Annotated in this window: 21 protein-coding genes; 13 read left to right on the top strand and 8 right to left on the bottom strand. The window is 36.4% G+C overall.

Features of this window, described 5'->3' with window-relative positions:
• Window positions 1–3 precede the first annotated feature (3 nt).
• The 6 genes from purB (at window position 4) to AC2JF9_RS04775 (ending at window position 7,778) form a co-directional block, all read left to right on the top strand.
• On the top strand, window positions 4–1,299 hold the full coding sequence (gene purB, locus AC2JF9_RS04800; protein ID WP_500725656.1) for an adenylosuccinate lyase: 1,296 nt from the start codon (window positions 4–6) through the stop codon (window positions 1,297–1,299).
• A 422-nt stretch (window positions 1,300–1,721) separates the two neighbouring features.
• Window positions 1,722–2,840 (top strand): NAD(P)-dependent alcohol dehydrogenase, encoded by a 1,119-nt coding sequence (locus AC2JF9_RS04795; protein ID WP_500725655.1) that lies wholly within the window; start codon window positions 1,722–1,724, stop codon window positions 2,838–2,840.
• Window positions 2,841–2,866: 26 nt separating this feature from the next.
• Window positions 2,867–4,510 (top strand): FAD-binding protein, encoded by a 1,644-nt coding sequence (locus AC2JF9_RS04790; protein ID WP_500725654.1) that lies wholly within the window; start codon window positions 2,867–2,869, stop codon window positions 4,508–4,510.
• 24 nt (window positions 4,511–4,534) lie between these two features.
• Complete coding sequence (locus AC2JF9_RS04785; RefSeq protein ID WP_500725653.1) at window positions 4,535–6,355, top strand: FAD-binding protein; 1,821 nt, start codon at window positions 4,535–4,537, stop codon at window positions 6,353–6,355.
• A gap of 218 nt (window positions 6,356–6,573) precedes the next feature.
• A complete protein-coding gene (locus AC2JF9_RS04780; RefSeq protein ID WP_500725652.1) occupies window positions 6,574–7,029 on the top strand; it encodes a LytTR family DNA-binding domain-containing protein in 456 nt (151 codons plus the stop codon).
• Window positions 7,029–7,778: a LiaF transmembrane domain-containing protein gene (locus AC2JF9_RS04775; protein WP_500725651.1), complete on the top strand. Its 750-nt coding sequence runs from the start codon at window positions 7,029–7,031 to the stop codon at window positions 7,776–7,778. Before AC2JF9_RS04780 ends, AC2JF9_RS04775 begins: the two co-directional genes overlap by 1 nt.
• Before the next feature lie 720 nt (window positions 7,779–8,498).
• On the opposite strand, the gene AC2JF9_RS04770 is transcribed toward AC2JF9_RS04775, so the two are convergent.
• The 8 genes from AC2JF9_RS04770 to thiD form a co-directional block, all read right to left on the bottom strand.
• The gene (locus AC2JF9_RS04770; protein WP_500725650.1) at window positions 8,499–9,731 is read right to left on the bottom strand and encodes an alpha-L-fucosidase; all 1,233 of its coding nucleotides are present in this window, start codon (window positions 9,729–9,731) and stop codon (window positions 8,499–8,501) included.
• A 56-nt stretch (window positions 9,732–9,787) separates the two neighbouring features.
• Entirely contained in the window at window positions 9,788–10,120 is a 333-nt protein-coding gene (locus tag AC2JF9_RS04765; protein ID WP_500725649.1) for a PTS sugar transporter subunit IIA, read from the bottom strand.
• Window positions 10,121–10,131: 11 nt separating this feature from the next.
• Window positions 10,132–11,226, bottom strand: a complete 1,095-nt coding sequence (locus tag AC2JF9_RS04760; protein WP_500725648.1) for a DUF871 domain-containing protein — start codon at window positions 11,224–11,226, stop codon at window positions 10,132–10,134.
• Window positions 11,198–12,487, bottom strand: a complete 1,290-nt coding sequence (locus AC2JF9_RS04755) for a PTS sugar transporter subunit IIC (protein WP_500725647.1) — start codon at window positions 12,485–12,487, stop codon at window positions 11,198–11,200. Before AC2JF9_RS04755 ends, AC2JF9_RS04760 begins: the two co-directional genes overlap by 29 nt.
• A complete protein-coding gene (locus tag AC2JF9_RS04750; RefSeq protein WP_500725646.1) occupies window positions 12,487–12,795 on the bottom strand; it encodes a PTS sugar transporter subunit IIB in 309 nt (102 codons plus the stop codon). The genes AC2JF9_RS04755 and AC2JF9_RS04750 overlap by 1 nt, the downstream gene beginning before the upstream one ends.
• A 160-nt stretch (window positions 12,796–12,955) precedes the next feature.
• Window positions 12,956–13,927, bottom strand: a complete 972-nt coding sequence (locus AC2JF9_RS04745) for a LacI family DNA-binding transcriptional regulator (RefSeq protein ID WP_500725645.1) — start codon at window positions 13,925–13,927, stop codon at window positions 12,956–12,958.
• Window positions 13,928–13,993: 66 nt separating this feature from the next.
• Complete coding sequence (locus tag AC2JF9_RS04740; RefSeq protein WP_500725644.1) at window positions 13,994–14,686, bottom strand: type 1 glutamine amidotransferase; 693 nt, start codon at window positions 14,684–14,686, stop codon at window positions 13,994–13,996.
• A 396-nt stretch (window positions 14,687–15,082) separates the two neighbouring features.
• Window positions 15,083–15,895: a bifunctional hydroxymethylpyrimidine kinase/phosphomethylpyrimidine kinase gene (gene thiD / locus AC2JF9_RS04735; protein ID WP_500725643.1), complete on the bottom strand. Its 813-nt coding sequence runs from the start codon at window positions 15,893–15,895 to the stop codon at window positions 15,083–15,085.
• Between the two features lie 146 nt (window positions 15,896–16,041).
• Between thiD and glpK the strand changes: the two genes are divergently transcribed.
• The 7 genes from glpK to AC2JF9_RS04700 all read left to right on the top strand — a co-directional run bounded on the left by glpK (window position 16,042) and on the right by AC2JF9_RS04700 (window position 23,943).
• A complete protein-coding gene (gene glpK / locus AC2JF9_RS04730; RefSeq protein ID WP_500725642.1) occupies window positions 16,042–17,544 on the top strand; it encodes a glycerol kinase GlpK in 1,503 nt (500 codons plus the stop codon).
• Window positions 17,545–17,577: 33 nt separating this feature from the next.
• Window positions 17,578–18,351, top strand: a complete 774-nt coding sequence (locus AC2JF9_RS04725; protein WP_500725641.1) for a tyrosine-protein phosphatase — start codon at window positions 17,578–17,580, stop codon at window positions 18,349–18,351.
• 513 nt (window positions 18,352–18,864) lie between these two features.
• Window positions 18,865–19,227 (top strand): PRD domain-containing protein, encoded by a 363-nt coding sequence (locus AC2JF9_RS04720; protein WP_500725639.1) that lies wholly within the window; start codon window positions 18,865–18,867, stop codon window positions 19,225–19,227.
• Between the two features lie 340 nt (window positions 19,228–19,567).
• Complete coding sequence (locus AC2JF9_RS04715) at window positions 19,568–20,467, top strand: phosphotriesterase family protein (RefSeq protein ID WP_500725638.1); 900 nt, start codon at window positions 19,568–19,570, stop codon at window positions 20,465–20,467.
• Window positions 20,454–21,551, top strand: a complete 1,098-nt coding sequence (locus tag AC2JF9_RS04710) for an aminotransferase class V-fold PLP-dependent enzyme (RefSeq protein ID WP_500725637.1) — start codon at window positions 20,454–20,456, stop codon at window positions 21,549–21,551. Before AC2JF9_RS04715 ends, AC2JF9_RS04710 begins: the two co-directional genes overlap by 14 nt.
• Window positions 21,551–22,717: an alanine racemase gene (locus tag AC2JF9_RS04705; protein ID WP_500725636.1), complete on the top strand. Its 1,167-nt coding sequence runs from the start codon at window positions 21,551–21,553 to the stop codon at window positions 22,715–22,717. The genes AC2JF9_RS04710 and AC2JF9_RS04705 overlap by 1 nt, the downstream gene beginning before the upstream one ends.
• Window positions 22,717–23,943, top strand: coding sequence for a phosphopentomutase (locus tag AC2JF9_RS04700; RefSeq protein ID WP_500725635.1), 1,227 nt, complete (start codon window positions 22,717–22,719; stop codon window positions 23,941–23,943). The genes AC2JF9_RS04705 and AC2JF9_RS04700 overlap by 1 nt, the downstream gene beginning before the upstream one ends.
• Window positions 23,944–23,976: the final 33 nt, after the last annotated feature.

Here is a 23,976-nt window from a genome sequence, read left to right as displayed (position 1 = left end):
TTTATGTTAGAAAGATACACACGCCCCGAAATGGGTAAAATATGGTCAGACGAAAATAAATATGCTGCCTGGCTAAAAGTAGAAATTGCGGCCACAAATGCCTGGAGTGAAGCCGGTGAAGTTCCAAAAGCAGATGCTGCTAAAATTGCAAAAAATGCCAGTTTTACCGCCGAAAGAGTGGCTGAACTCGAAGAAGTAACTCATCATGACGTTGTAGCCTTTACGCGGACTGTTTCTGAAAGCCTTGGTCCAGAAAAAAAGTGGGTGCACTTTGGTCTTACTTCGACTGACGTAGTTGACACTGCACAAGGATATATCCTTAAACAAGCCGATGAAATTATTCGTCAAGACTTGCTTTCTTTAAAAAAGACAATTGCCGAAAAGGCATTAAAATATAAAAATACGGTGGAAATGGGGCGCACTCATGGTGTTCACGCCGAACCAACTACATTTGGTTTAAAGCTAGCCCGTTGGTATGCAGAAATAAACCGTGACATTGAGCGTTTCGAGCATGCTGCTAAAGGCGTTGAGTCCGGTAAAATCTCTGGCGCAGTTGGTACTTTTGCTAATATTCCACCGGAAATTGAAACTAGTGTATTGCAACAGCTTGGTTTAACTCAACAGCCGATTACAAGCCAGATTTTGCCACGTGATTTACATGCTGAATATATTGCTACGTTGGCTTTAATAGCAACTAGCATCGAAAACTGGGCAACTGAAATTCGCGGACTACAACGTTCCGAAATTCATGAAGTTGAAGAGCACTTCCGTGCTGGGCAAAAGGGTTCTTCTGCGATGCCACATAAGCGTAATCCAATTGGTTCAGAGAACTTATGCGGAATGGCCCGAGTTTTACGAGGGCATATTGTGACAGCATATGAAGACGTTACCTTATGGCATGAACGGGATATTTCACATTCAGGTGCTGAACGAATTATTCTGCCAGATACTACAATTGCTATTGACTATATGCTTGATCGGTTTAACCGTATTTTGACTAATCTTGATGTTTTTCCGACGACCATGCTCAAAAATATGGATAAGACATACGGCTTAATTTATTCACAAAGATTACTTCTCAAGCTAATTGATGAGGCAGGACTTTCCCGCGAGAAAGCCTATGATATGGTGCAAGAACTGACTACGAAGTCATGGAATGAAGGAGTTTCGTTCAAAAATTTGGTTGAAAATAGTAAAATTATGGACTATCTATCAAAAACCGAGGTGGCTGATGCATTTGATTATCATTATCACCTGCGTTACGTTGACGAAATCTTCAAAAAAGTGGGTTTAGAGTAAAACAAGAAAAATATTAATTTAAAACTATCGGACTAATTTCTGTTATTTAATAGGAGTTAGTTTTTTTTACAGTTTACATTCGGTTAGAAAAAATTTCGAAAGCAATAATTAACTAAATTGTAAGCAAAACTAAGGATATTAACCGCCAAAAAAGGCTCTTAAGTTTGAACAATCTTATGGTGCTGACTTTAGGAAAGTTATTGGTAAATAGTTATAAAGTGAAAAAAATCACAATTTTATTCTTTAAAGTCTAAAATAAAATATAATTACAAAATCGCTTTATTTAAAAGGATTTTTAGCTTTTTTTTACAAAAAACAAATTAAATTTTGATAAATTGTATTCAATTTCAAGTTATTATGTGATATAAGTAACATAGTAAAATAGCAAAGCTTAATAATTTAAGAATGAAGAGGTAATTATTATGAAAATCAAAGCAGCTGTTTTAAACAAATCTAATTCCGATTTAAATTTGGAAGATGTTATTCTAGATGATCCGAAAAGCAATGAAGTTTTAATAAAGACTGTTGCTTCGGGAATATGCCATAGTGATATTGAATTCCAAAATGGTGGGTTTCCGATTCAATTGCCAGTTATTTTGGGTCATGAAGGGGCAGGAATTGTTGAAAAGGTTGGTCCAAATGTAACAGATTTCAAAAAAGGCGATCACGTTGCGGTTGGCTTCGCATATGATGGAAATTGCCGGTTTTGCAGGAATGGGCTACCCGGATCATGTGTTAACTTTAGCAAATTAAATACTAGTGGTGGGCCAATGCTTGATGGTACCTATCGTTTACACAAGCAGGATGGACAAAATATAGGGGTATTTTTCGGTCAATCTTCATTTGGAGACCATATAGTTGCCAATGTAAATAACTTGGTTAAGGTACCGAACGACTTGGATTTACGCATAGCAGGGCCTTTAGGATGTGGCTATATGACAGGGGCTGGCACAGTTCTTAATGCCATAAAACCTGAAGTTAACTCTAACTTAGCGGTTTTAGGAACCGGCTCTGTTGGTTTAGCTGCAATTATGGGTGCTGCTGTTTCCGGCTGTAAACACGTAATTGCAATTGACAAAAGTGATATGCGGCTAGAAGTATCTAAAGAGTTTGGAGCTACTGAAACTATCAACAATACTAAGGAAAACATGATTGATAAAATCAATGAGATTGTAGGACCTGAAGGTTTGAACTACATTGTCGACACTACTGGTGAGCCTGATGTAATGAAACAGGGTTTGACTGCGCTAACGATTAAGGGTCAATTTGCAGTTGTTGCGATGGGTACTAAAGCCATTAAAGAACTCAGCCCGATGATTGACATTTTAGCAGCGTCAAAGAGTATTACTGGTATTATCGAGGGCGACTCGGTTCCACAAGAATTTATTCCTGAAATGGTTGATTTATATCATGCAGGTAAGTTCCCAATTGATAAAATTGTTAAACTTTATAAACCAGAGGAAATTAATCAAGCTATTAAAGACTCTGTTGAAGGTAGTACGATTAAACCAATTATTGTTTTTGATGATCAGTGTGAATAAAATATTTGATTAAGGAGAATTTAGCAATGATAAAGGATGGCTTATATCAAAAAACAGCACCAGGACATAATGCGGATATTAAGGTTTCTGTATCTTTAAGTGACGGAAAAATTACTGATGTAAAGGTAATTGAGCATCAGGAAACGGCACTTTTATCTGATAATGCACTCAATTTAATTCCCCAAAAAATACTTAAAAACCAATCAACTGAAGTTGATGCAGTTACAGGTGCAACATTTACTTCTAAGGGAATAACTAGAGCCGTCAGGAAGGCGCTAAGTGAGGCTGGAGCCAAAAGTACTGAATTTGCAAATCATGAGAAAATTGTTCAAAAAGATCACCAAATTTCAACCGATGTAGTCGTTTTTGGTACTGGTCTTGCAGGCTTAGATGCTGCAATTACAGCCAAGGAAAACGGTGCTGATGTTGTTTTAATTGAAAAAACTGGTCGCCTAGGTGGAAATTCAGTGGTTTCCGGCGGGTTTATGTACGCAACTGGCAGTAAATTTAATAAAGATCAAGATAATGCCCCTGACAACTTGATTAATTTTTACGAAGACTTTGCCAAAAAAGATGGTGGAGAAGTTAATCACGATCTCGTAAAAGTGATTGCTGAAAATTCAGGAGCAGCTGTTGATTATTATGCGGACAAATATGGTGTGGAATTTACTGCAATGCCACTGGGAATATCTAAAAAACCCAGAACGCATATTAATTTCAAGCTCGGTCCAGTGGCAATTATGGATCCAGTGATTAAACGGGTAAAGGAGTTAAATATTCCAATTCTTTATGAGCAAATTCATGAAGAGATTAAGACTACTGGCAATGTAGTTACTGGTGTCACAACTGAGGGCAAGTATGACAGTTATGATATTAAGTGTAAAGCAGTTGTCATTGCAGTTGGTGGTTTTGATGGTGCACGCAAGGTTCGTGATGAATATGCACCAAGCGCTAAGGGTACAAGGTCACTTTCTACGCCATATAACAATGCCGATTATATTGGGTTGACTAAAAACTTGCATGCCGCAACAGAATTTAAAGACGGCGTAATGGGTATTATGACCGCAAACTATCTTTCCGTAGGTGGTGGTGCCAATTCCCTAATCGTTTTGAGCAAAGCCCTTGCCGTTAACAATTTAGGCAGAAGATTCACTAAAGAAGGTCAGCACTATTCCTTAATGTACAATGATGCATTAAAGTCAAAAGGTGACAAGTTTTTCTGGGTTTTTGATCAAAATAATCCTTCCTTTGAAACAGCTAGTCAGGTTGCGGAAGCCAAAAAATGTGCGTCATTGAAAGATGCAGCTGAGGCCATTGGGTGCGATTATCAAACCCTTTTAGAAACAGTTGAGCGGTACAACTCATTCGCTGGTAAAGAAGATATAGAATTTGGTCGTGATGATATCGTTGCGGTAGCTAAAAAAGGCCCGTATTACGTAGTTGAAGGTTATCCAACAACTGTTGCTGGTTTTGGCGGTTTAAAAATTAATACAAATGCACAAGTTCTGGATACCATGAACCATGCAATTCCAGGCGTATATGCAGCGGGTGAATCCGCTACTGGCCAAATTTTCGTTCATACCTATCCTTCTACTGGAACAATGCTCACCACTTGCACGGTTTTTGGCAGGATAGCCGGTAAAAACGCAGCTGCTTTTGCAGCAAACTAAAGTTAAATGAGAGATTAATAGATAATGATTGTAAATAAAAACACTTATTATGATGCAAGTTACGATGTAGTAGTCTTGGGCTTTGGTGGTGCCGGTGCGACAGCTGCACGTTTTGCTGCAGATTGTGGTGCTAAAATTTTAATTGTTGATTCAGCTCCTGAAGGACATGAAGGTGGTAACACTAGGTATGCGGCAGAACTGGTTGGTTACAGCAGTAGCGAAAGTGATTACCGTGAATATTATGAGCACCTGGCGCAGCATTTCAATATTGATCCTGAAATTGAGAATACAGTTGTTCACGGCATAACACACATGAAAGAATACTTTAAGAAGTACTTAGGTGTAGATAAGCCGGTAAGCTATAAGACAATACTGGGATTACCAGACGATGCCGTGATTGCAGACCATCCAGATCTTCCCGGGGCCAAAAGTTATGACATGATTACGATGGAAAAAGGCATCTTTAATGCTTCTTTGTGGAATATCCTGCGACAAAATGTACTTGATCGCAGTGATAAGATTGATGTTTGGTACTCATCGCCAGTTGTTCATCTTTTGCGAACCCCTGATAAGAAAGTCGTTGGTGCACAGATTGAACGTGACCATGTTTTGCTTAATGTTTATGCTAAAAATGGCGTTGTTTTGTCAACAGGCGGTATTGAAAATAATCCGCAAATGATTCAAGACTATATTGGTTCACATAAACTAGTACCGCTTGGTTCACTTTACAACAAGGGTAAAGGAATAGACTTGGCTCATGAGGCAGGCGCTGATATGTGGCATATGTCAATGTATGCTGCTGGTGGAATGCAGCAAAGTTTTGCTTTTTATGAACCAGGAATGAAGCGCGCGCCGTTCTACATGGGCAACCCAATTTTCTTTACTGGCAGTATTTTTACTGTTGGTGATGATGGGACACGTTACTTTAAGGAAGACCAAATTGCTCGAGAAGGGTACATTGAAAACCACGGATCATGGTACAAACCGCTTAATCCGATTCACCCGTACTTTGTTTTCGATCAAAAGCAATATGACAAGATTAGTGCGATTGATACTTTCCCAGACAACAAGGCACTTAATTCTGTCGTTAAGGCTGAAACTATTGCCAGTCTTGCGGAAAAGATGGACGTTGAAGCAGAAAAACTGCAGAGTACAGTTGACGAATTCAACTTCTTTGCAGAAAAGCAACATGATTATGCCTTTCACCGTGCCCCAGAAACGTTGAGTGCATTTTCAGAAAGCGGTCCGTATTATGCCGTTCCGCTTGTTCAAACCATTGGCTGGTCAGAAGCAGGCCCGAGAAGAAATGCCCGTGCAGAAATACTTGATCCTGATCACAAGCCAATTCCACACTTATATGGTGCTGGCGAGCTTGGCAGCAACATGTCAAATCTGTATCAAGGCGGCTCTGATTTAGGAGATTGTCTGATTTTTGGTAAGATTGCAGGTCAAAATGCAGCTCATCCAAAAGATGATATTGAGGATGGATGTGCAGGTTCAGTTAAAAATGAAAAGCTTGGTAAACCAGCTCCCCCGCGTCCTATTTCTTCTGACCTAAAAAAAGAAGAATTTCCGACTGGCCCTGACCAGTACATTGGCAAGTCCACTAAAGGTATGGGTGATGAAATTGTGGTTAGAGTGACCGCGGATAAACAAAAAAATTTGAAGAATATTGAAGTCTTAAAGCAAGCTGAATCCGACGACTATGGTCAAAAAGTTATCAATGAACTGCCACATCAAATGGTAAAAGAAAATACGGTTGATGTTGATGCAGTTTCGGGAGCTTCCAATACGACCCGTGGGTTAAAAGAAGCTGTTAAGGATGCTTTGAATAAGATTAAATAAAAGCACTAATATTTATGCAGTTCACATTTTGTGAACTGCTTTTTTGTTCTAATTTTGTTTTTGTTACTTAAAAATAGAAATGGGTAGCAGTGAACTAATATAACTGACATAATTGTTGACCACTTAGTCTTCAAAATCGACCGCTTGCGAGAATGGACTAGCATTTAATTGTGAATTAGCGTTTAATAAAAACATCAGATGAAAGGCAGGTGAGAATCTTGAAAGTGAAAATTGATCTTGACCCAGAAACGGATGAGCCAATGGTAACAATTCACGCTAAGGAATTGTCACCAGAAGTTGAACAAATTTATCGTCAATTGCAAGAACTAAGTGAAAGGCCTGATCAGCTTGAGTGCAATAAAGATGAGCTGACATACTACCTAGACTTAGATGACATTTTGTTCTTTGAGACCGAAGGACGCCAAGTGATTGCCCACACAAAACGTGATTCGTTTAGTGTCAATTACAAACTATATGAGCTGGAGAATTTGCTCAGTAGTCAGTTTATGAGAGTGTCAAAATCGACCATTTTGAACCTAAAACAAATATATGCCTTAACAAGGTCAATTTCTAACTGTCAAGTACATTTCCGAGATTCTTACAAGGTTGTATATGTTTCACGCCGCTATTATCACAGCTTAAGTGATCGATTAAATGAAAGAAGGTCATCATAATGAGAAAGCAAAAAATTAAAGAAGTACTTTGGGGGATTGGTCTGGTTGGAGCAGCTGCCTTTATTATCATGAATCAACTACATATATTATCATTTCATCTTGGAGTAGGTACAATTATTTGGACGATTATTTTTGGAATAACTTTGATTAATAGTATTGCCGGAAAGAATATTTTTGGAATGGTCTTTTCCATTGCATTTTTGCTGATCGTTTATGCTGAACCTCTGCATATTACGCAGATTGTTCCATGGACATTGCTTTTAGCTGCTTGTTTGGTTTATGCTGGATTGTGCTTGATTTTTCCTAAAAATTGGTATCACTCTGCAACATTTTTTGTAAACAGCAGACGAAATAATGATAGTTGGCAAGACGGAGAATTCACATCTACTAAACGTGAGTTTAATAATAATGGAAACGATGAACGTGATGTCGTAATTAATCAAAAATTGTCTGAGGTTTCTCGTTATGTACACTCACAAAACCTTGAAACGGTAACCATCAATTCCACAATGGGTGAGACTAGCGTTTATCTAGATTCTGCTAAACCCGCTGGGGATACTGTAACCATAGATATCAACTCATCAATGGGAGAAGTGTCAATCTTTTTGCCGCAGTCTTGGAAGGTGGAAGACCACTTATCAGCTATTTTTGGTGAAGTGGAAATTAATGGTGCGCCTAGAGGTAAAGGACCAACAGTAATTCTCCAAGGGTCGAGCAGGTTTGGTTCTATTTCAATAAATTACGTTTAAAAGGTGTCGTTATGACAGGCTTAGATTTGCTGATAAACGTTAATCAGAATCGAATGATTAAAGAGGTGCAGTTAAAGTTTCCCTCGCAAAGTAGATGATTTTTGGGAAGTAAAAAGGCTGCAAGCGGAACATATTGGTTAAATGATTTTCATCATATTCTCTAAATGTTGTTGCTTATATTTCATCAGAACATATTGCTGCTGATCAAAAAAAGATGTTTTTGGGAATCATGGCAGACTTTGAGCAGGTTGCTCGCGCTACCAAAAAGCAGGCAATTGTTACATATGATTATGCACTACATATTGTTTAACTCTTTAATGCGGCTAAACGACTTTAGGTTGATCAGAACAACAGTTAGACCAAAGATGACTTGAATGTCGGCTCGCAGAAAAGTTGTAAAAACAGATAATTTTCGAGCTTTTACTTTTGAAGACTTGAACGAACTATTTAGTACAGCTATCCTTTCAAGAATATCAATGAGACCATTTAGCTAATCCAGTTGCAAAAATGTCTCTGAAGAACAACGTAATCATATGAAGATGCTCTTGCGTGGAGTTGCTATCATAAATTGCAATTCTGGCAAGTGGCTTACGATGAGTAGAGTTGGACAAAAGACAAGATTTAACTAAAAAAGACCCAGTTTCACAATTTTGAGTGAAACTAGGTCTTTTTCTTGCTATTAGTAACTAGCATTTATTTACGATTAACAAAAACTAGATTCTATTGGTAATAAATCTTGGCTACTCGTTCAACTAAATTAGTACCATATTCAAAACCATCAGCTTCTATTTCAAGGGTATTAGTTGTAAGATCTTGCTTAAATATAATTGTTTTTTTATTGTCAAGCCAAGTGATATGGTCAATCTTTTGAACAGGGAAATTAGTAAATACTAATTTTCGAGCTTTTTCGCCACCAAGTACAACATTGCTGTTGCCTATATTGCCCAGTCCGTCAACAAATAAATAGTCACCTTTAATAAAATCATTATTGTTTGAAGTAGTTGAGCAAGTCTGGTGCTCACAGTTATCAGTTTGATATATAGCTTCATGATTGATAGCCATCCATTGCCCAACTAGTTGAATTAGTGATTGACAATGAATATTTAATGAACCATCAAATTCGGGGCCTACATTAATCAATAAATTTGCACCTACTTTACGTGTTTTGCAAATTTGTTCAATTAGTTGCTGGCTAGAAAGATAATTAAGATCGTTTTGAGCATTTCCCCAATGTTTGTTGAGGGTTAGGGAGGTTTCCGCGGCTAAGTATCGGTGATTTTGCATATGATCAATTTTTTGGGGATTACCCCGTTCAAAAGTCAATACATCAACTTCACGCCCTTCACTAACTCCTTGCTTTTCTAGACCAGTATTATTAGTAATGATGGCGTTAGGCTGAAGCTGTCTAATTTCTTCGTAAAGTAAGTTCTCCTGCCAATCAGCATCTGGCTTATCCCAATTGCCATCAAACCAAAAACCACCAATTTCACCATAATTAGTACACAGAATTTTAATTAGCTTCCGCATTTGCGCTAAATAGCCATTAAAATCATTCAGATATTTATCGTTATTCCAGTCGTAAGTGGCATAGTAAATAAAAGGAGCAATTTTTTGCTTATGACATTCATCCGTAAAAATTTTAATAATATCTCTTTTAAAGGGGGTATGGACACAGTCAAAACTGTTGATGCCTTTTGTGTCAAATAGATAAAATCCATCGTGGTGCTTAGCTGTTAGTACGATATATTTAAAGCCGCTCTTTTTAGCTAGTTTGACTAAGTTACGAATATTTTCTTCTGTAGGATTAAATTCATTAAATGACTTTTGATATGAAGGAATGTCTAAAATATTTTGAGACCATTCTCCCTTAGAAAACTTAGAGTATAGCCCCCAATGCACAAACATGCCAATTCCCATTTTTTCAAAATTTTTGATTTTAGTTTCTACTTTCATTATCTTTCTTTCACTTGTTCCAAACTACAGAGTACTTTTTAATTAACTGATACTAGTTACTTTTCATTATCTTCCAGCTTTAGCTTATTTAGTTCCATATTTGTTTTAATTAGTTCTGTTGCAAAATCTAAAAAGCTCTCAGCCGTAATCATTTGGTCTTCGGCATGCATATACAATGGATCTATTTTATTTTCGGCAGTTTTCGCAAAATCTGATAAAACTTTTAAGTGCAAATTTTGAGCTTTTTTTAATTCTTCTTTCGCGGAATCAAGTAATGGTTGCGGGTCCGCACTATCGCTTCTTGAGCGCGAAACGGCTTCCATGATTTCAGATTTTGCTTGTCCTGAATGACTAATAATTTCAAAACTAATTTCTTCTAAACCTTCCATATATACTTCCTTTAATATCTTTCAAGGTCAATAAACTTGAATTTATCCCACGGTTTTATAAAGTCAATAAACTGCAAGTCACTAGGGATAATTTGTGCTATCACGTTTTTTAAATGATCATGGTTGTCCATTTCTTGCTTAACAATGTTTAGTTCACCTTTATATTGTTTAAAATCATTATTTCCAATTGTTACCATTCCTCTTTTGAGCGTATCTACAGAATTATTAACAGGTAAATCATGCTTATTATATTTTAGTTTTACAAAAGTAGAACGAATAGCATAACTGTTAATGTCACCACGATTGAAATGTAAGTTGTCCAAGACAATTTCTTTTTCTAAATTTGATGCATTTGGAGTAAATTCGATAAAAAATTGAGGGATTTTCGAATCTAACTGAGCAACTTTTTTAAGTTCGTCATCGCTAGCGAAGGCATTGCCAATAATAATATCATCAATTAATTGTGTATTGACTAAATATTGAGCTTGTTTTTCAATTGGCAAATTTCGGTGAATTTCAAGGGTGGGTAGACCAGCATTATAGGGATGTGGACCAACTTTTCCAGTGTTAGATGAGATAAAGGCTGCTGTTCTAATGCCTAAATCTTGATATTTACGTGTAGTACTCAAAAAATAATCAGTATCTAAACCAGTATAGCGTTGAGGGTAAAAATTGTGGCAGCCAATGATTTTATCTTTGGCTGGCCGATAACTTAGAATATTTTCGATATTTCCTGTGTCATTACTGATATTAACTTCAATTGTTAAATCCTCGGGATTATAAGTCATAATAGACTCAGGCATACCATCAAAGTTTGAATCTAGACGAACTATGTCAGCACCTAACTCTTTAAAAAAAGACAGGTCGTTATAGCTCACGTTTAAACTTTCAAATAGCCCGGGATTAACATCTAAACTTACCCACATCTTTTTATCATGAGCATGAACAAGAACTTTCTTGAATTTATTAAGAATTTCTTCCTTATTTTCGTTCAGTTCCAACAGACTAGTAAAAAGTCTTTTATAGCCTAAATCTGCTGCACGATCAATATATTCGATGCACTCATTAACGCTACTTTTATTCGGATAAACTGAGATCCCCTTCATTTTCTTGGGCTTCCTTTTCTAGTTTTAATTGGTTGTTGTCAAACATTCTGAAAAATGGATAGTAAATTACCATAGAAATTAGAATGTTGACCAGACATAAAATGATTGCTCGCCAGTCAAACCCGGTTGCCATCCATGCGCCAATCGGTCCTGGTAAAGTCCAAGGGGCAACTGCAGTAGTGTAAGCAACAAGATGCAATTTCATTGCAACATAAGTCATTGCAGCCATGGCAGTTGGAGCCAAAACAAATGGAATTGCAAAGTATGGGTTCATAATAATTGGAATACCAAAAATTAAAGGTTCATTGATGTTGAAAATAGCGGGAACAATTGTGACAGCTCCCATTGTTTTACTAAATCTAGATTTGCCCAATACTAATAAAAGAATTGCTAACGAAAGGGTAGCACCTGCACCACCAACCCAAACAAACCATTGGAAGAATTGTTCAGTCATGAAGTGTACCGGAGCGTGCCCGTGAGCAACAGCAGTTACATTTGCATTCAGATTTGCATACCAGTATGGATAAAGAATAGGTGTTGCAATAACCATTCCGTGAACTCCAAAAAGCCAAACAATTGTAATTAAAAGAACTGGAATAATTGCAGATAAGAATGTATCACGGCCAAAATATCCAATTGGTGAGAAGATCCAAATTAGAATTTTGTTGATATCTAGCTTGAATATTTCCTTGAGAACAAAAGAAATGACAATGATTAAGACGCCAGGCAGTAGTGCACTAAATGACTTACCAACCGCAGCAGGGACACCGTCTGGCATTTTTATTACTAAATTGTGTTCGTTGAATAAGCGAACAACTTCAACAGTGAAAATTGCACATAGGATAGCTGTAAACAATCCTTGAGCCCCCATATTCCCGATTGACATATAGGTGCCGGGAGCAATTCCAGCCTTTGCTTTATCCAAAACAATTGGGTCAATGGCTAAAATAAAGAATGACATTTCAGCTAAGACACTGGTTGAAATTGGATCAACCTTATAAAACTTAGATAAGTGAGAAGTGATTGAAAATACACAATAAATAGCCATCAAGTTAATGGAATAATACATCGGTACCGAGAGCATTGAAGCATATGGTTGGATAAAGCTCTTCCATGAGTCAATTGGTAAATTCAATAGAATAGTAAAGAATGACCCGATTATTGATACAGGAATAATAACTGACATACCGTCTCTAATGGCAGTCAAGTAGCGGTTATTAGCTATAGCTCCCATTTTTTCTGAAATCTTATCAAAATTCATTATTCTGTCCCCTTTATGATTAGTTCATACAGTTTGTCAACTTTAGCAGGATTATACATTGTCATCGGGATTAAGATGAACCGTGCATTTTTCTTTTCTGCTTCTTCTTCGAAATCCTTCTTTTTAAAGGACACTTGTGGAGCTAATAAGATTAATTGATAGTCGACTTCACTTAAATCGTCAGCTACTTTATCAATACTGGTTTCATGAACCTTCCAGTTTTGATTATGTTTAGCAGCTTCTTTTGTTAAAGCAGTCGCTAAAATAGATGAGCTCATCCCCCCACCACAGGCTAATAGAATATTCATTTTCTTTTCCTCCTTAACTTGAAACGATTCAAGTTTTGCTAAAAAATCAGAATTTAAAAATGTATCGATATTTAAGGTAAAAACAAAATCACTTTAAAAATGAACCATTTCAAATTCAAACTCAATTATATACCGTTACCCAGCTTAAAGCAAACGCTTTCTATTCACTGTGGAAAATGTTATTGCAATAAATAGTTTGAAAATCAGCGCTAGATTGGTGCGATAGTCTATTAATTAATAGCTTTCCGGCAGTTATTCCGATTTGACTAACAGGCTGCTCAATTGAACTGATTTCAGGGAAGAAGATATCATTGATAAAGAAATGGTCGTATACCAAGAATTCAATTTTTTTCTGATGCTGTTGGCGATATGCTTCTAGTGCTCCTAAGGACATATAGTAATTAATAACAAAAAGCGCATCTAAATCTGGATTTTTGCTAATTAATTCATTAAATCCTTGATAACCAGCAGGCACGGTATAGTTTCCCGACCAGATTACTTTTTTGCTAATAGGTAGTTTGTTTTCTTTCAAAGCATCTTCATATCCCCGTTGACGTTCTTGAGAAATATAATTTTGGGCTGACCCCGTTATAATTCCAATATTGCGATATCCTTTACTTATTAAGTGATTGATACCTGCTTTTGAAGATTCATAATTGTTAACAACTACTACGTCCGATTTAAGCCCTTTAATTGGAGCGTCAATTGCAACAAGTGGAATGTTGCTATCAGAAACTTTTTTTAACATAGGCGTACATTGATCTTGATGAAAAACAATTACTGCATCAATTGACCGTTTTAACAAAAAATCAATTTTTTTCTCTAATCGTTCTTTATCATCATGATAATCACAAACAATGATACTGTATCCGAATTTTTCAACATAGTTCTCAATTGACGAAACAATTGACATGGAAAAGAAATCAGTTAGTTGATTTATGACGATGCCGATAGACATGGTTTTATTTTTTTTAAGGCCACTAGCTATAATGTTCTGATGGTAGTCTAGCTGTTCCATTGCTTTTTTAATATTTTCTGTTGTATTTTTTCTTTGATGCTTACCGTTTAAGTAATTTGAGACCGATCCAATTGAAACACCGGCCAATGCTGCAACGTCTTTAGCTGTTGTCAAAATTATCACCTTTTTAAAGTATTTGAAAATTAATATGCTATAAAAGCAGCACTCAAAAAATGCTGCTTAGTTTGCTGAATATTTCATTGCTGCTTGTTTTACACGTTCGTCATGCCATTTCAAAATAATTTCAACAATGGCGTTAGCGACATTGAGGTTCTTCAAAAGAGGGCCATGTGAATATGTTCCAATAAAGTTGCGGTAGCGTAGCCCTTCGACGTGGTCTTGTGGGTTATTGCCGTAGCCTTCAATCATTTCGCCCAGGGGATGAAGCTTATCAGAATCATCAAAATATGTTTGTCCTGAATGATTTTCAAAAGCTTTTACTTCGCCCCATTCGCTCATATAGCGGGTATCGCCAATCATTCGCTTGTCTGCCTTGAAAACAGTGTGAAAAGGTAGGATGTTCAGCCCTTTAATCGTAACACCAGAACTAGTCTTATAGTCAGTTCCAATTAGTTGGTAACCACCACAAACGCCAAGCATGGGTTTTCCTTCATTAATGTATTTAGCTAAAGTTTTCTTATGTCTAGGCAAATCTTTGGCAATCACAGTTTGTTCAAAATCTTGACCGCCACCAAAAAAAATAAAGTCATAGTCAAAAGCATTAAATTCATCGCCTAGAGAAACATTATTTATCTGGGTAGAATAGCCTTGTTTCTTTAACAAAAAACGAATGATTTTAACATCACCGGAATCACCATAGGTGTTCATTAAATCTTCATACAAGTATGCAATCTTAATAGTCTTATTCGCCATCGTGTACCAGCTCCTATATCTTGTTCAAGTATATCTTAAAGGTGCGCGAGGGGCAAAAAAATTATTCAGCAGTTCCAATCGCTATAAAATGTTAATTTTTGCGCCGCATCCGATATTCAGTTTCTTGAGTCGCTGAGTCAATTTGCTGTGTAATAATTTCAAACTGCTTTTACTTGTAAAAACATGCCGCACTCATATTTTTTGCGTAAGCAGATAGCTGTAGTTCTAGCAGATGATAAAGCCTTTTTAATATCATCAAAGTTGTTTTGCCAATAACTTGGAGAGACGGAATCATGTGCATCGATGTTGTCTTGTAGCCAAATAGCTAGTATCTGGTCGAGGTCAGTAGAAGTGAGTCATTTCAAATTGACAATCAATTCTTACTCCGTTTTAAAACTAGTCAATATTCTCTTGCGCAGCAAAATGATTAATTGGCCCGTACTTGGAGCCTACTTCAATTGGATGAGCAATTGCTTCATAAGTAAAGTCCTTAGCAATCGTCACACTTTCAATAATCGATGTGCCTTTAGCTAGTTCAGCAGCAATAACCGCAGATAAGGTATCACCGGTTCCGTTTATTCTTTCAGTGTTGATGAATGGTTTAGTGAACTCATGAAAGTGACCATCTTCAGCTAGCAAAATGTCGGTTACTTTATTTTGCGCAGTATTATCATGGCGTCCTTTCATCAAGACGTTTTTGGCGCCCATCTGTTGCAGCTTTTGCGCACCTTGCTTAATTTCATTTTCAGTATCTAATTTTAGTCCCGTTAACTTTTGTTGCTCATAGAAATTAGGTGTAATGATATCGGCAAGAGGTAATAAATCATTCAAAAAGGCTTGGTAAGCATCGTCATCTAACAGAGTATCGCCGTGTTTGGTCATGATGACCGGATCAAGAACAACTTTACCCATATCATATTTGTGTAAATTAGCAGCTACACAGGCGATGACTTCTTTATTGGCAAGCATTCCGGTCTTTAAAGCATCAATTTTAAAGTCTTCATTTAGTACTTCAAATTGTTTTTGAATAAATGAAATTGGCATTACTTCCTGCGCATAAATTCCAATTGTATTGCCTGCAACAGCGGCAGTTAAGAGTCCCATGCCGTATACTTGTCTTGCGTAAAATGAATGCAAGTCGGCGGTCATCCCTGCACTACCATCGCTGTCATTTCCGGCAATAGTTAAGGCGATTATTTCTTTTTTCATTATAATATGTCCTCTTCTTAATGAAACTCTTATGTTTGACCTCATCAGTATAACCTAAAATGTCAGCGGTGCGATAATTATTTCTTGTAAAAGCCCGGTCAAATAGTAAAATTATAATGAACCGCTTTCTTAAGAGAGGACACATTATGTTGAAAAGCTATATTATGGCAATTGATGAAGGAACTACATCAACCCGAGCAATGATTATTGATCATGAAGGTCATAAGGTTTCTTCTTCGCAAAAAGAGTTCCCACAATCCTTTCCCCAACCTGGCTGGGTAGAGCATGATCCTGAAGAAATCTGGCATGCGGTGCAAACCACTATTGCTAATGCAATTATTAACTCAGGGATTCGGCCGGAGCAAATTAAGGGTATTGGTATCACTAATCAACGTGAAACAACTGTAATTTGGGATAAAAAAACTGGCAGACCAATTTATAATGCAATTGTTTGGCAATCGCGGCAAACTAACGAATTAGCCGAAAAGTTAAAAACTGATGGCTATAGTGCGATGATTCATAAAAAAACGGGCTTAATTATCGACCCATATTTTAGCGCGACTAAAATCCGTTGGATTTTGGATCATGTTGATGGCGCCCAAGAAAGAGCTGAGAAAGGGGATTTGCTTTTTGGAACGATTGATACATGGTTATTGTGGAAACTGACTGATGGAGAAGTGCATGTTACTGATTATACTAACGCATCTAGAACTATGCTTTTTAATATTCACGACTTGCAATGGGACGACGATATTTTAAACATGCTTAATATTCCCAAAAAGATATTGCCAGCAGTACGGTCAAATTCGGAAGTGTATGGCTATACAAAGGCATATAAGTTTTTTGGGGGCGAAGTGCCGATTTCTGGAATTGCAGGAGATCAGCAAGCAGCTCTTTTTGGCCAGTTAGCCTTAAAAAAAGGTATGGTTAAAAACACTTATGGTACCGGATCATTTATTGTGATGAATACTGGTAAAGAACCAACAGAATCTGATAATAATTTGCTGACCACAATTGCTTATGGGCTAGATGGCGAGATCAATTATGCGCTTGAAGGTTCAGTCTTTGTTTCTGGCAGTGCGATTCAATGGCTGCGTGACTCAATGAAGATGATTAAAAAAGCAGCTGATTCTGAGCAGGCTGCAAGAGCATCTAGATCTGAAAATGAAGTTTATGTTGTTCCTGCATTTACAGGGTTAGGTGCGCCTTATTGGGATTCGGAAGCTCGCGGCTCAGTTTTTGGAGTCACACGTGGAACAAGTAAGGATGATTTCATCAAGGCAACTTTGCAGTCGCTTGCTTATCAAACACGTGATGTTGTCGATACGATGCAAATTGATTCGGGAATCCAAATTCCGACTTTGCGAGTTGACGGCGGCGCATCTAATAATAATTATTTGTTGCAGTTCCAGGCTGATATTTTGGGTATAAAAATTGAGCGTTCTAAGACTTTAGAAACAACAGCGATGGGCGCAGCTTTCTTAGCTGGTCTTGCAGTTGGCTACTGGAAAAACGTTGATGAGCTAAAAGATATTTTTGTTGTTGGCAAAACTTTTGAAAGTAAAATGGCAAAGGCAGAACGTGATCATTTGTATCAAGGATGGAAACGAGCGGTCAAAGCAACCCAGGCATTTGCGCATGGTAATTAAGTGAGATAATTAAGATAAGAAGAGGTGAGAAAATTGGCACATGATCGAATAGTTAAGTTAGATGGACCGCTAAATTTTAGGGATGTTGGTGGTTATCAAAATGAAGAAGGAAAAACTGTTAAATGGAATAAGATTTATCGTTCCGACTCACTTAGTTCGTTAACTGGAAAAGACCAAACTAAGTTGGCAGAACTGAATGTCTCAATTGACTGTGATTTACGTTCGCAGTATGAAAAATACTCTTCTCCTGATAAAGCATGGTCAGGGGTTCATTATGTCGACTTACCAGTTTATTCTGAAGATCCCGGAGATCGACCAAATGGACACAAAGTTTTTCGTTTCCTGCACCACATTCCAGATTTGAATAATAACTTTATTGGTCAAATATACCAACAAACTTTGCTTAGTGAACATAGCCGCAAGATGTTTGCGCGAATTTTTACTGAGCTTTTAAAGCTACCAGCAAATGAAGCCTTAGTCTATCATTGCAGTGCTGGTAAGGATCGAACGGGTATGGTATCAGCTTTAATTTTAATGGCTCTAGGTATTAACGATGACACAATTGCTCGCGATTACTTGTTAACTAATAAACTGTATGACTTTGCCCTTTCACGGCAATTACCAAGCAATGATGAAATAGCTCAGATGGTTGCAAAAATGAACGTAACTAAGGGAGATGGCATTGCTATTCGCGGTATTACAGAAACAATTCGTGGCGGTTGGGGTGACTTTGAAACTTTTTTCAAAAAAGCACTGGGTTTTACTGATACAGATTTGACAAAATTGCGACAAATGTACTTAGAATGATATAGAACATTGATTTTGTTAAGGCAGAAGTATGTATTAATTGATTTGTTTTGAAATCCTTTAGTAAATAGAAAAATTACTTTAGTATTGATATTGACAAAACAGAATATTTTAGACATACTCTAGTTATATCTAATATACAATATTTTGAATATTATGCAAAAAAGGGAATTTTAAAATGCAAACTATGCAATTGATTAGGTACATTACGGCAACAGAACAACCTGGTTTAAGTGCTTTATAAACAAGTTGATAAGAACACTAAAAAAGGTTTAAACACTTTGCTGATTGGATAGAGATAAGTTATAGAATATAACTTATCTATCATTCAAATGGTAAAAAAGTGAGTTGCAAATTAATATAAGGATTTGCTTAAGCGTCATTACTGAAAAAGTAAATACTTTCATAAAAGGCACTTTACAAATAACAATAAGATATTGAGTAGTTGTCGTAGATACAGAAAAAAGTTATTTTTTGGAGAATTTTTCCAGAATATTAGGGAGTGTCAAAGTAATGCAAGAACAAACTAAAAGAAAATTAGATATTTTGGTTAAAGCTAATAAAATTAATGATCTTGATATTAAGTTTTTAAATGAAATAGATCAAGACCTAAAGAGCTATGATAATGGCGATATAGAAGAAATGCTACTGATACACATAGCAATGGTACTCTCGAGGCAAAAAGATGGAACAACAATTGAGACTATGCCGAAAGAATTATGGAAGCAAATAACAAATAAGTTAGCATATTCGCATGCAAAAGAATATTGGAGTAAAAAGGAATTAGAGTTGCCAGTAACACTAGATAAAAATGAAAATCAATATATTATTATGCACTTAGTAAATATTTTCACTGAAAAGAATGACTTAACGTGACAAAATTTGTAATAGATGACGAAGTCGCGTAGGTGCATTTATAAATAAAAATGTAAAGGGTAAATAAAGAAAAAGCAATTAAGACATTATAGTAAAAGGTATAAATTCTCTAGACTTTGTGATACTGGATGGGCACTTTCTTATAAAACTTATGGAAATTACCTAAACTTTTTGGTCTGTACCGTTAATACTTGCAATAGAATGATTCTTGATATTTAGGGCAAATAGTATTCGATTACTAATAAAAAGTAAAGAACCTACTATGTAAAGTGCTTGCTTGTTTAAATGTTATAAGTGTCTTAGTGCTATTAAATTTGAAAGACTATTTTGAGGAAATAAAATGATAAACTTAAAATCTGGGATTACATATGCACATGAGCATATTCCAATTGATCGTTCAGAAGTTACTGAAAATGAGGACACGTTGCTTGACTCTCAAGATTTGGTAATAAATGAATTTAAAGACCTGTATGAAAAAGGCGTTAGGAATATTATTGAGGCAACATGCAGAGGATTAGGAAGAAATATTGAATACGCTCAAAAAGTTGCGGATGAAACAGGAATTAATATTGTTCAAGCAACTGGTTGGTATCAGTCGGCATATTTACCAATAGAAGTATATCGATCATCTGTGACTTTTTTAGCTGAAATGATGATTAAGGATATAACCTTAGGAATTAAAAATACAAATATAAAAGCTGGAGTTATTGGTGAAATTGCAACTACGAAAAACCAATGGACTGAACAAGAAGAAAAGGTTTTTAAAGCAGCAGTTATTGCTAGTAATGAAACTCGCACGCCAATTATGACTCATACGTCAAATGGCACTTTAGGTCATGAACAGGTAAACTTTTTCGAAAGAGAACACGCAAATTTGACAAAAATTATCATTGGACACGTTGATTTAACTGGAGACCCAAATTATGTTTTAGATATGTTAAAAACTGGAATAAATGTTGAAATTGATACGATTGGTAAAAACAATTACATGTCAGATGAAAAAAGAGTCGAAATCATTAAAGCAGCACAAGACAAAGGATTTTCAAATCAAGTAGTATTATCGATGGACATTACTAGGAAATCTCATTTAAAAGCTAACGGTGGTAATGGCTATGCATATCTTCTTGATGTTTTCCTACCAAAGCTAAGAAAAGGCGGAGTGTCTGAAGAATCTATTCAAAAAATGTTGATTGATAATCCAAAAAGGATTTTTGGAGGAGAGTGGAATGACAGAGTTTAAAACATATCCGTTAGAGAGCATTTCTTTGGACGAAGCACTACAAAAACAATGGAAACTTGTTGACGCTATTACTAAAGTTTTTCATGGCGATGAAATTATAACTAGAGGAGATTTGGGGGTTATTCCTGGATTAAATGAACCTCGCTTTACAAAAAAAGCTGAAGAAGTTATAGCTAAGTTCTTTGATGTAGAAGAAGCGATGCTTGTAAGAGGTTCCGGAACGGGAGCTATTAGAAACGCTATTCATTCTGCTATGAAGTCCGGAGAAACCTTGTTAATTCATCAGGCTCCTGTTTATCCAACAACTAAAGTTTCATTAGATATGATGGGTATTAAAAGAAAAGAAGTCAATTTTAACAATATTGATACTGTTAGCTTGCCAAATGACATCGACGGAATTTTAGTTCAATATACAAGACAAAAACCAGACGACTCTTATGACATGGGTTATGTATTGAAAATATTAAGAAAATATTACAGTGAAAAAATGCCGATTATTACAGATGATAACTATGCAGTTATGAAGGTGCGTAAGATTGGCGTAGAACTCGGTGCAGATTTGAGTTGCTTTTCTACGTTTAAGTTATTAGGGCCCGAAGGGATAGGCTGTATTGTTGGCAAGAAGAAGTACTTAGACATACTGCGAAAGGAAAATTATTCAGGGGGTTTGCAAGTTCAGGGCCATGAAGCTTTGGATGTTCTGAGAGGCTTAGTTTATGCACCGGTTGCATTGGCAAATCAGGCTCGGGTTGTTACAGAATTGAGGGAAAGACTTAACAATAAGGAGATTCCCGGAATCAAGAGGGCCTATATTGCAAATGCTCAGTCGAAAGTACTATTAGTTGAGTTTGAAAAGCCAATTGCCAAAGAGGTTCTAAAGCATGTTGTTAAGTATGGTGGCGTGCCTAACCCAATTGGAGCAGAGTCGAAATACGAAATTGCTCCGATGATTTATCGTGTTTCTGGCACGTTTAAGGCTTATGACCCTACGCTACTTGATAATACTATTCGAATTAATCCATACAGAACAGGACCAGACACTATTATTAATATTCTAAAAAGATGTATGAAGGAGGTTAGGTAATGTTTTTACCTTCTCTTGAAAAATATAATCCTAAACTAATTGAATATGCCGTAAAGCTACATAAAAACGGTAAGATTTTACCTGATACTTATGTTATTGATCTTGAAGCTATTAAAAATAACACGAAAAAAATGGTTCAAGTTGCAAAAGAAAATGATGTTGAAATGCTATATATGACCAAGCAATTTGGACGTAATCCAGTTATAGCTAAGGCAATCGAAAAAGCAGGTATGCAATCTGCTGTGGTTGTGGATTATAGGGAAGCAGAAGTTTTTATGCATAATAATTTGCATATTGGAAATGTTGGCAATTTGGTTCAAATGCCTAGACACTTTGTAAAAAAAGTCTTAGCTTATGGAACAAAATACGTCACTGTATACTCGTTAAGTAATTTGCAGTACATTAATCAAGTTGCCGAAGAACTTGATATAAGACAAAAAATCCTTTTAAAAATCATTGGTAATAATGACGAATTATATCCAGGTCAAGTTGGTGGTCTAACTATAGAAGAATTTGACAAAAATTTTGCCCAAATAACTAAGTTGCAAAATATAGAATTAGTTGGAATTACCTGTTTTCCAGCATTGCTATTTAATGACAAAAGTGAACAAATTGAGCCTACTTCTAATATTAAAACGGTTGAAGAAGTAAAAAAGATATTTAAGAATCATGATTATCCTTTAAAAGTTGTAAGTTTGCCTTCAGCAACTTGTTCGGCTTCTATTCCCCTAATTAAAAAATTAGGGGGTAATGAAGGTGAGCCTGGGCACGGATTATCAGGTACTACACCACTGCATGCAATAACAAAGCAACCGGAAATTCCGGCTTACTGCTATGTAAGTGAAATATCGCATAATTTCAAAGATCGGGGGTATTTCTACGGTGGGGGATACTATAGGAGAGGCCATTTGTCGCACGCTCTAATCTTTGATGGTGAGCAAAAGTATAAAAGTACTGTACTCCCGTTTGATGATGGAAGCATTGATTATTACTTAGAGTTGAACAGTTCATACCCTGAAGGCTCTACAGTTATTACTGATTTCAGAACTCAGATTTTTGTTACAAGAAGCGTAATTGCTATCGCAGATGGAGTGCAATCAGGCAACCCTACATTATTAGGATTTTATGACAGTCAGGGAAAGCTAATGCCAAAGGAGATAATATAATGAGTAAATTTGGTGTGATCGTTTTGGATGGATTTGGTGTTGGAGCAATGGAAGATGTACCTAAAGTACGTCCTCACGACATTGGATCCAATACGGCGTTAAATATAATTAAAGCTGAACCCAATATTGATATTCCAAATCTTGAAAGACTGGGTTTAATGAATGCAATTGGTGTTGAAAGAGGTAGACATATTTTTGCAGCTGATGCTAATTGGGGAACAGCTTTACTAAAACACCATGGAGCAGACTCTTATTTAGGACATCAAGAAATTATGGGAACTAATCCACCGATGCCTTTGCTTCAACCTTTCAATGAAGTTATTGATAAAGTAGAAAAGCAAGTAAAAGAAGATGGCTTTTCTGTTAAGCGATATGGTGATCCAGGTTTACAAATTTTAGTTGTTAATAATTGCGCGACAGTAGCAGATAATCTAGAAGCAGATCCAGGACAAGTATACAATGTGACTGCGACGCTAGATAAAATGACATTTGACGAGATTACCAAACTTGGGGAATCTGTACGAAAAGTAGTTAAAGTGTCTAGGGTTATTGCTTTTGGAGGTAGCGATGTATCCATTGATAATATACTCAATGCTCGACATATAAAAAATAAAAACTATGTTGGTATCTCGGCTCCGGAATCTGGTGTTTATAAGAAAAACTATCATGTAGTTCATCTAGGCTATGGCATTGATCCAAAAGTTCAACTAGCAAGTATTTTAATCAGCCACGGTATTGATGTTGCCTTAATTGGTAAAGCATCTGATATTGTTAGGGGTAATACGGAAAGAAGGTTTCCGGGGGTAGACAGTAACTACTTATTTGATCAATTTATAGAGCAGGCCAAGGAAATTGATAATGGATTAATTTTTATGAATATTCAAGAAACTGATCTTGCCGGGCACTCAGAAGATACGGATCATTATGCTGATGTTCTTGAAACTGTGAATAGACGGTTACCAGCTGCTGAGCAGTTATTTACGGGTGATGATATTTTAATTGTTATGGCCGATCATGGTGATGATCCAACAATTGGCTATGCCCAACATACTAGAGAAAAGGTTCCACTGCTAATCTATAAGGAAAATGTTCATCATAAATATGTTGGTGAAAGAACATCTTTATCAGATATTGGTGCGACAGGTTCTGAGTTCTTTGGCGTAGAAATGCCACAAAATGGAACTAGCTTTCTTAACCGAATTAATGGCGGTGTAGATATTTCTTAAAAAATAGTTTAATTAAAAGCTCGTGGGTTAGTT

Source organism: Lactobacillus sp. C449L, assembly GCF_059900815.1.
Note: the sequence above shows the minus strand (reverse complement) of the source record. Positions and strands in the feature narration are given on the sequence as shown.

Bases quoted from the DNA above. Each gene is read 5' to 3' on its own strand.
- AC2JF9_RS04700 (WP_500725635.1), top strand. From the start codon at position 22,717: ATGAGTAAATTTGGTGTGATCGTTTTGGATGGATTTGGTGTTGGAGCA.
- AC2JF9_RS04720 (WP_500725639.1), top strand. From the start codon at position 18,865: ATGCAAGAACAAACTAAAAGAAAATTAGATATTTTGGTTAAAGCTAAT.
- AC2JF9_RS04785 (WP_500725653.1), top strand. From the start codon at position 4,535: ATGATTGTAAATAAAAACACTTATTATGATGCAAGTTACGATGTAGTA.
- AC2JF9_RS04705 (WP_500725636.1), top strand. From the start codon at position 21,551: ATGTTTTTACCTTCTCTTGAAAAATATAATCCTAAACTAATTGAATAT.
- AC2JF9_RS04795 (WP_500725655.1), top strand. From the start codon at position 1,722: ATGAAAATCAAAGCAGCTGTTTTAAACAAATCTAATTCCGATTTAAAT.
- AC2JF9_RS04715 (WP_500725638.1), top strand. From the start codon at position 19,568: ATGATAAACTTAAAATCTGGGATTACATATGCACATGAGCATATTCCA.
- purB (WP_500725656.1), top strand. From the start codon at position 4: ATGTTAGAAAGATACACACGCCCCGAAATGGGTAAAATATGGTCAGAC.
- AC2JF9_RS04750 (WP_500725646.1), bottom strand. From the start codon at position 12,795: ATGAATATTCTATTAGCCTGTGGTGGGGGGATGAGCTCATCTATTTTA.
- AC2JF9_RS04790 (WP_500725654.1), top strand. From the start codon at position 2,867: ATGATAAAGGATGGCTTATATCAAAAAACAGCACCAGGACATAATGCG.
- AC2JF9_RS04775 (WP_500725651.1), top strand. From the start codon at position 7,029: ATGAGAAAGCAAAAAATTAAAGAAGTACTTTGGGGGATTGGTCTGGTT.
- AC2JF9_RS04760 (WP_500725648.1), bottom strand. From the start codon at position 11,226: ATGAAGGGGATCTCAGTTTATCCGAATAAAAGTAGCGTTAATGAGTGC.
- thiD (WP_500725643.1), bottom strand. From the start codon at position 15,895: ATGAAAAAAGAAATAATCGCCTTAACTATTGCCGGAAATGACAGCGAT.
- AC2JF9_RS04740 (WP_500725644.1), bottom strand. From the start codon at position 14,686: ATGGCGAATAAGACTATTAAGATTGCATACTTGTATGAAGATTTAATG.
- AC2JF9_RS04765 (WP_500725649.1), bottom strand. From the start codon at position 10,120: ATGGAAGGTTTAGAAGAAATTAGTTTTGAAATTATTAGTCATTCAGGA.
- AC2JF9_RS04755 (WP_500725647.1), bottom strand. From the start codon at position 12,487: ATGAATTTTGATAAGATTTCAGAAAAAATGGGAGCTATAGCTAATAAC.
- glpK (WP_500725642.1), top strand. From the start codon at position 16,042: ATGTTGAAAAGCTATATTATGGCAATTGATGAAGGAACTACATCAACC.
- AC2JF9_RS04770 (WP_500725650.1), bottom strand. From the start codon at position 9,731: ATGAAAGTAGAAACTAAAATCAAAAATTTTGAAAAAATGGGAATTGGC.
- AC2JF9_RS04710 (WP_500725637.1), top strand. From the start codon at position 20,454: ATGACAGAGTTTAAAACATATCCGTTAGAGAGCATTTCTTTGGACGAA.